A 7,674-nucleotide genomic window follows, 5' to 3' on the forward strand; every position below is an offset into this window, starting at 1 on the left:
GTCTGCCCGTTCACGCATCACTCGCACTTGGGCGCAGGCGCGGAGATGACGCGGGTTACCCTCGGAAACAGCCGGGTGCGGGAAAGCCGCCCGCCCGGATCTGTGAGGGCGAAAGCCAAATGGCTGAGCTACTCGACCACGCCCCCGGCTTGGGACCGAGATCAAGAACATTACACTGTCAGACGATTTGTCTGACGAGGCCATTATGGCCATTAACAAGCGGGAACAAGCGCTCGTATGTCGACCGTCTATCAATTCGCGGCGGCGCAGGTTGTCCGGGGCGCTGGCCGAAAGCTCACCCGAACTGCTGCCTCGGCAGCGGTTCGATTCCGCTGCCCAACTCGCACGAAGTACATTCGTTGAATGCATTCCCAGTGGATCACCGTGCCCAAATAACGTCCAGTCGCGAGGAGCGGTCATCAGGCTCGAATAAAGCTCAGGATCGTCAACCGGCCATCGATGAGTCGAGGCGATATCACATGGCTCCGGGCCCGCGCGGTCAGAGCCGACGCCGTTTTCCGAGGTGCAGCCGATGCCTTCGACTCCGATCGGTTCGATGCGCCAGCATCGGGTCTGCGAAATAACGCGCGCCACCGCGTAACTATCGCATAAGACTGCTGTCAATTGTCACTACCAGATCTGGGTGTTTGGGGAAGCGGTACTTGCATCATAAGATTCCGGAAAGGTCGGATGCACATATGCCCATCAAGCTTCGAGACGCGCAATGCCATGGCAAACATGAACCTCAGCTCCCAATCCTTTGCCGGCGCATGCGCGCGACAGGGAACCGTCACCGACCAAAAACTCACCAAATTTAGAGCACTGGTCCCGAGACGTTCAGGTTTCCAGATGAGACGTGTCATGAAGCCAATAGCGCGGGTCGCAGCAGCAATGAAGCGCGCTCGGGCACTCTCTGATCTCAACCGGTGCTGCGCGATCTGGTGGCTCTATCGCCTCCATTTCGGCATCAACCGAGACGTGATACTGGGGCTTGCCGTGGTCACGATCGCCCAGGAGAGATCCCGCTGCGGCATTTAGGCCTCGTGACATCGGCCACCTTTCATGCGAGCGCTGGCACCGCCGACCAAACCTGCCAACAGGTTGCGCGTTGGCTGGGAGACAGAAAATCTCAGCCTTAACGTCAAACGTCTCAAGTCTGCCCAGCCCACTAACGTCGCAATCACAGCTAGTACTGGCGGACTGCCCGGGGGCGCACGATGGCGCCTTGAAATACGGAGAGCAGATCGCACAAGCGGAAATAGTGCTCGCCGTTCGCGGCATCAGCAGGCTGAGATTTTGTGGCGTGGATGATGCTATGGAGTCCAGCATCGTTGGATTGACCGGCCGGAATAGCTGAGCGGAGAGCGCCGAAATTGGACCGCTTGTAAAGTCGATCGGGAGCAGGGACGCGACGCTCGCATTTCACCAGATGATCTTAAGCGGAAAGGAATATGCCGCGCCCGAGACCGCAAAGGCCGTGGAAACTGGTCAAGCAAGTCTGGCGAGCGCATTGCGATGGATTAATCCTCACCCAGAGGCCGCCCGTGGGCAGGCTGCGTCTCTGTCGATCGAGGTCTCCGTGAGCCATACGTCCCTGCGGACGGCCAGCCGTTCAACCGTGCGCCGCTCAGGAAATATGCCCTCGGCGCCTATCCACAGCGGTTGGTGCTACGCGATGACACGACGCCTCAGTTTCCAGCTCGCGTCATCCATAGTCATAAATAAATCTCAATAGAGGTATTCGGATTTAGGTGACGAGGTGATCGGGCGCTTTGTTGGCCGGTGCCAGCACTTGGATGACCTCAAGGCTAGGCGCCGCCGGGTCCTTGTTGCGGCGATCACCGGGTTGAACACCATCGGTCTGGCGGTGGTTACGGTAAGAAGCCTTTCGTCCGTACAAGCTGTATCGCCGGGGTGGCCAATACGCTCTCGATCGGGTTGGTGGTGCCGGCTCAAGGGCCGGGAAATCGGACGGCTACGCTAATCACAAGCCGTAACGAGCCTGTGGGCGCGTTAATTGCGGGTGCCATGCAGACGATGGCAGGTCCACTACAAGAGTAGGTAGGTGCCAAAGTGGAGGCGGGGTCCTAGCCTCCTCCTGTTCCTCTGCCGATCATCGAGCCAGAAGCGAACACCGAGAAGGTCATACGGACAAAACCTTACGACGTGCTGAATCGGGGTGGCTGCGCATGCACACCTCGATGACGAGCTCCGGCGTTCCGATTTGGGCGCCGACGAAGGCGACGAATGGCGGGGCGCGTGCCTACGGAAAATCAATCAGGCAAGAAGCAGCCTATGGAACGCCAACCTGGTTGACGCGGTCACGGCGATCAATCCGCTTGCAGGTTCGGATCCGGAGTTGCGCTGAGGGACGGCGCAGACGAACTCACATATGAGGCGCTACGATCAAGATCGGATGCCCTTGCGAGGACCTTACGAGAGCAGGGTGCTCGCGGCGCGGTTGTCGGCTACCGGGGAGGGCGGGATCTCGACTGGGCGACGGCGGTCATCGCAATTTTGAAAGCTGGATCAACGTACCTACCGCTCGATCCATCGCTGCCGGCTTCCCGTACATCATTCATGATCGAGCAGAGCCCGCTGCGCTTTGTCGATGGGCCGAGACCGGCCGGATTCGCTCAGCCTATTCCAGGAGAGAAGCAAAGGAGCTCCTCAATTCGTAGCTATAAAGGCTGCACTGCGCCGGGGGCAGACCTAGTCTGTTGTGCCATCGCCGAACGTGGATGGACTTGCCTATATTCTGTTTACGTCTGGTTCGACGGGCCAGCCTAAGGGCGCAATGATCGAGCGGACCGGCCTAAACAATCATTTGGCGGCAAAGATCGATGCTCTAAGTCTCACTCGGACGGATTGCGTCGCGCAAACGGCATCGCACTGCTTTGACATCTCGCTTTGGCAGCTTCTTTCTGGGCTTTGCGTCGGAGCCTCTACATCAATCATCGATGATGCGACACGGAGATCGCCGCCGTCGCTCCTTCAAGCAATTCAACGATCCGGCGCTACGGTCGTCCAATTCGTTCCGTCGTTGCCGGCAGTGTTTGTTGAATAACTGCAATCGCTGGCCGCTGCAGAGCGAGCAATGGACAGCTTGCACATTATTTCTACAGTCGGAGAAGCTCTAACGCCCCGATTGGCGCGTGCGTGGCTTGCGTTGTATCCCCGCGTTTCCATTCTCAATCCTTATGGGCCTACCGAGTGCGCCGATGGCGTGACGCATCATCTGGCTTCCGTGCCGCCTGCGCTGGCTGAGCCTTATGTGCCGATCGGCAGGCCAATTCAAAACGTTGAGGTTTAAGTCGCGGACGGACCACGGCTTTTGCAATGTAGGAGAAGTCGGCGAAATCTGCGTTACCGGCGTCGGTGTCGCTGCCGGTTACGTCAATGACCATGTCCGTACCAAGGATGCGTTTGGGCCAAACCCATTCTCAAACGACCTGTCCTTCGGGCGCCTTCGTTCCGACGGCCTTTTGGAATGTCTCGGTCGACGGGATCGTCAGGCCAAATCCGCGGGCACAAAATCGAGCTCGCAGAAATCGAAGCTCTTGTCCGCTCATCCCTTGGCGCATGGCGCCGTCGCAGTCGCCTCCGTCTGCGCAGGTGTACGGCGCGAGATATAGCTGGGGCGGAGGCGCAAGCCGAATCGCGACGGCTAGCTGCGTATGTGTCGGCTCCAGCTGAACTGGCGGAAAGCAACCTTCAGAATTTTCTTGCTGAGGCACTCCCCAGCTACATCCTTCCGGAAAGAATCATCCTCGTCAGCGGCATTCCACTGACCAGGAACGGAAAGGTCGACTTTTCAGCATTGCCTGACCCCGGGGCGTGTTCGGCCGGTATTGTCAACGCCCTTCGAGAAGCTGCAATCAGATCTCGAAGTCCGGCCACGTCAAATCTGGTCCGGCATTTTGCGTATCCAAAACATAGGTGTGAATGACCAATTCATAAGCCTCGGCGGAGACTCGCTCCGCGCAAATGCTTATATTGGGACAGTTGCAGACCTTGCTGGGAGTGAGAGCGGATTTCAGACTGGTCCTGAATGGGACGATTCGATCTCTTGCCGCTTCCATCGAGGCTCGCGCTGAGCCCAATGCATGCACAGCCTTCACATACCGAAAGCCTAACCGATCACCTCTGACGCGACTCCAGCGGCACCTTTAGTTTCTGGCGCAGCTCGATCCATCTGCCCGGAACTACATCATTCAAGGCGGGCTGCGGATTAGGGGAAACATCGATTTAGCTCGGTTCAATCGCGCCTGGACCGAGGTCATTCATTCCCACCAGGCACTTTCGGTGCGCTTTATCGACCAGGACGGTCCGGTTCAATGCTTTGATGCTCCGCTATGAACCAATCTTGAACTGATCGATGCATCTCATCTCCTCCGAGGCTGAGGAGCTCATCGCACAGTTTCGGCGAACGGAGTTGAAAGACAATTTCGATCTCGGACAGGGGCACTTGTTTCGCGCGCGCATGATCCGGTTGGTCCTGACAATCATCTCATATTGATCACCGCTCCCGAAATCATCCTCGATTGCCTGGTCCATTTCTGTTCTGCTCAGAGATCTTCAGCAAAGATACTTAGATGCCGTGGCGCCTTGGCGAGAGAACCGTGGGTCACTCTCGCGCCACGCGGCGTGGGAAAAACAGCACATTGCTCCAGAGGCGCTGGAGAACCAACGTCACTATTGGCGTCGTCAGATTGGTGATGATCCGCCGGTGCTTGCACTTGGAAGGGCGCGCCCGCAAACAAATTTATACCGCGGCGCCTCGCGTCCAGTGCTGCTTGGTAGCGATCTTTCCAGTCGCGTCGGAGAATTCGCGCGCCAAAATAGCTGCACCACGTCGACAACACTGCTGGCGTGCTTCCAGCTGCTGCTACGAATGTATAGCGGTCAGGACGATATTGTCGTCGGCAGGCCACACGCTGTGAATCAACCTGGCAACGCCGACATCATAGAATGTTTTCCTGAATATGCTGCCGATCCGTGCTACGATCGATGGCGGGGTGAATGTTTTTCTGTTCATGCCACCCGCATCCGGGGCCTGGTCAGCGACGCCATCGCAAATTCGGCCTATCATTCGGATGGATGGTCAGGGACACAAGGTTATGTCGCGAACCGGGGCGATCACCGATCTTCCAGCTCATGTTCAATATGTACTCCGAAGCCGCCGAGCCACTTTGCTCAAGACGAGTTGGCCCTGACATTCCGCGAGCCCGATACAGGCTATGTCAAATTCGAGTTTTAACACTGTACGCGCAAGATCAGGGCGATGAAATTGCGCTCTAGCTGGCGTATGCATAAGACATAATCTCGAGTGATCTGGCTGTCCGCGTGGCCAATAATCTGCGCTGTCTGATTGCCGCCCGCGTTGATAAACCGCGTGTGTCCATTGAGGAACTGAGCTGCCTCAGCGCCTCAGACCTCAGATACTGGATTCGCTGGATGGGTCGATCCAGCGATATGAATCTGAATGTCCGCTTGTTGAAGCTTCGAGCAGATCAGCATATCTAATCGCGGCAAGGTAGCATATTTTGGCGAGTTCGGGAGGTCACGGTTGACCAGCTGCGTGTGCGCGTAGCAGCAATCCTCGTTACTGCGGGATATGAAGGTGAGGGCCGGCGATCTGGCCGCCATGCTTGTTGACCGGTCGCCGGACGTTGCCGCTGTCATGCTTGCGCCGTGGGGCTTGGATGCTGTTGTTGTGCCGATAGCGCCGGATTGTCCGCGTGATCGGATCCAACATATCTGCGAGATAGTCAGGCAAAGCTCTTGGTTCACGCGAATATCACGGAGCCTGGTTTTGAGATACAGTTGATTTGTCTGTTGGCCTTGGAAATGTGCAGTGTGTCGAGGGATGATTTCGCACCCAGCGACACACCGGCAGATCGCCGAATTGCGAACCTCATATACACGTCCTCCCAATAGGTCGGGCGGAGGGAGTTCTTATAAGGGAGGCGGCAATTCTCAACCGGCTGATCTGGATGTGGCGGCGCTTTCCGTTCGATGGCACCGATGTCATGGTTGTCTAGAAGTCCGCCTGCCTTGTCGCGTCCGCTTGGGGGTATTTTGGTGGGCTTCTGAGAGGTGTGCCAACGATGATCCTTACCCAACGGCAGGTGCTAGATCCGGATCTGTTGTTGTGCAGTTTGGCAAAAAACATCGCGTGACACGCTTTTTAGCCTCTCCGCTGCTTCTGTCCAGTCTCAGCGGGTCCCACGAACAGCAACCGCAAAGGACCGCCTTGAGATTGGTCACAAGCAGCGCCGAACCTATGCCTTCCCCGCTGCCCGCTCGTTGGCGTGAGTCTTTTCCGGGCGTGCCGTTGTGGAACTTTTATGGTGCGAGGGAATGTGCGTCCAATGCAGCCGTGCACGAAACATCGGATGCGGATGACAACTCGGCGCTTGTCCCAGTGCCCGGGCGAACTGTGCATCGCAGGCCGCTGTCTGAGCGCTGGGTACTGGCAGGATAAAGATTGGACTGACCGCTGTTTCGTGCCGAATCCGTATGCTGGCGGACAACATAACGTGCTTTATCGAACTGGGACATCGCACGCATCTCGACCAGCGGCCCTTCGCGAGATTTGCGGCCGATCGGACAACCATATCAAGGTGAGGGGCTTTCGCATCGAGCCGGAGGAGGTCGAAGTTGCCTTTGAGTCTCATCCGGCAATCGCAAAGGCCGCGCTCTTCGCAGAAGACATCGATGACGATCGCCGCTTGACGGCGAGCGTGTTGCCCGCTCGCGAGAATCTAAGCTCAGGAGAGATTCTCGCCCACCTGCCAGATTGCCATCCTCTGTGATTCCGGCAGCCTTCAGGTCGGTTGACAGTGTTCGACTGACCACGAGCGGAAAGATAGACCGTGCTTGCCTATCCTCCGTTCCTTACGAGATAGAAACTAGTCCAGCTGCTGAGCCCCGCACCAGGAACGAGCTAGTTCTTGCTCGAGTCTGGGCGGATCTATTAGGCGCCAAGGGAGTGGGAATCGACAGAAGTTTCTTGATATCAGGGGCAACTCTCTTCTGAGCGTACGTTGCGTCACGCTGGCACGCAAAGCCGGGCTGAATCTCACCGTCAATCAACTTTATCGAACACCAACATCAGGGACTTGGCGGCCGGGGAAGTGGAGGGGGCGCCCCACAATGTCGTTTCCGCGGACGGCTTACTGCCTGTGCCCCCGTATTATCGTTTTGGAATTCTCTTATCGGCTTTGACGAGCATTTCAACATTGGCGATCTGTTCTTCTTGCGCGGCGGCATCCTAAACTTTAAGATCCTGGACCGCGCGCTCGCCCGTGTCATCGAGAGGCACGAAGGCCTCAGGCTCCGCGTTGCCCGAACCGAAAATGGATTACGGCTGCGGATTGGGTCTTGTCCGGCCGAGCGCATCGTGGAGTAGATCGATCTCGTCCGAATGACCGGCCCAGACCAGCGCAGTACAATCGAGAGCGTCTCGGCAAGACGTCAAAAACATGTTTCGGTTTGACAGTCACACGCCTCTTGTTCACGTCGTGGCCTTCCGTACTTCGGAAAGCAGCGATTACTATCTGCTGGTGCTGATGCATCATTTCGTAGCGGACGGATTAGTATGGAACGCGGCGCGGCAATGAAGGCAAGCCTCGACGCAGGGCGTCCGGTACAGGTCAAAGAATTTTCAAG

6 protein-coding genes and 1 pseudogene are annotated in these 7,674 nt (G+C 57.2%); all 7 read left to right on the plus strand.

From position 1 onward, the window contains the following. The first annotated feature begins 2,364 nt into the window (after positions 1-2,364). The 7 genes and pseudogenes from AC0L2J_RS34410 to AC0L2J_RS34440 all read left to right on the plus strand — a co-directional run bounded on the left by AC0L2J_RS34410 (position 2,365) and on the right by AC0L2J_RS34440 (position 6,487). Entirely contained in the window at positions 2,365-2,790 is a 426-nt protein-coding gene (locus AC0L2J_RS34410) for an AMP-binding protein (protein ID WP_473395940.1), read from the plus strand. Then, a pseudogene (locus AC0L2J_RS34415) lies at positions 2,738-3,313 on the plus strand (AMP-binding protein). The gene AC0L2J_RS34410 and the pseudogene AC0L2J_RS34415 overlap by 53 nt, the downstream one beginning before the upstream one ends. A gap of 177 nt (positions 3,314-3,490) precedes the next feature. Further along, positions 3,491-3,949, plus strand: a complete 459-nt coding sequence (locus AC0L2J_RS34420; RefSeq protein ID WP_473395937.1) for an AMP-binding enzyme — start codon at positions 3,491-3,493, stop codon at positions 3,947-3,949. A gap of 281 nt (positions 3,950-4,230) precedes the next feature. Further along, complete coding sequence (locus tag AC0L2J_RS34425) at positions 4,231-4,359, plus strand: hypothetical protein (RefSeq protein WP_473395941.1); 129 nt, start codon at positions 4,231-4,233, stop codon at positions 4,357-4,359. A gap of 241 nt (positions 4,360-4,600) precedes the next feature. Continuing rightward, a complete protein-coding gene (locus AC0L2J_RS34430; RefSeq protein ID WP_473395938.1) occupies positions 4,601-5,260 on the plus strand; it encodes a condensation domain-containing protein in 660 nt (219 codons plus the stop codon). A 387-nt stretch (positions 5,261-5,647) separates the two neighbouring features. Then, a complete protein-coding gene (locus AC0L2J_RS34435; protein ID WP_473395942.1) occupies positions 5,648-5,830 on the plus strand; it encodes a hypothetical protein in 183 nt (60 codons plus the stop codon). Between the two features lie 39 nt (positions 5,831-5,869). Then, entirely contained in the window at positions 5,870-6,487 is a 618-nt protein-coding gene (locus AC0L2J_RS34440; protein ID WP_473395939.1) for an AMP-binding protein, read from the plus strand. The last annotated feature ends 1,187 nt before the right edge of the window (positions 6,488-7,674 follow it).

This window comes from Bradyrhizobium sp. MV1.5, assembly GCF_055807615.1.

Bases quoted from the DNA above. Each gene is read 5' to 3' on its own strand.
- AC0L2J_RS34420 (WP_473395937.1), top strand. From the start codon at position 3,491: ATGTCTCGGTCGACGGGATCGTCAGGCCAAATCCGCGGGCACAAAATC.
- AC0L2J_RS34435 (WP_473395942.1), top strand. From the start codon at position 5,648: ATGCTTGTTGACCGGTCGCCGGACGTTGCCGCTGTCATGCTTGCGCCG.
- AC0L2J_RS34440 (WP_473395939.1), top strand. From the start codon at position 5,870: ATGATTTCGCACCCAGCGACACACCGGCAGATCGCCGAATTGCGAACC.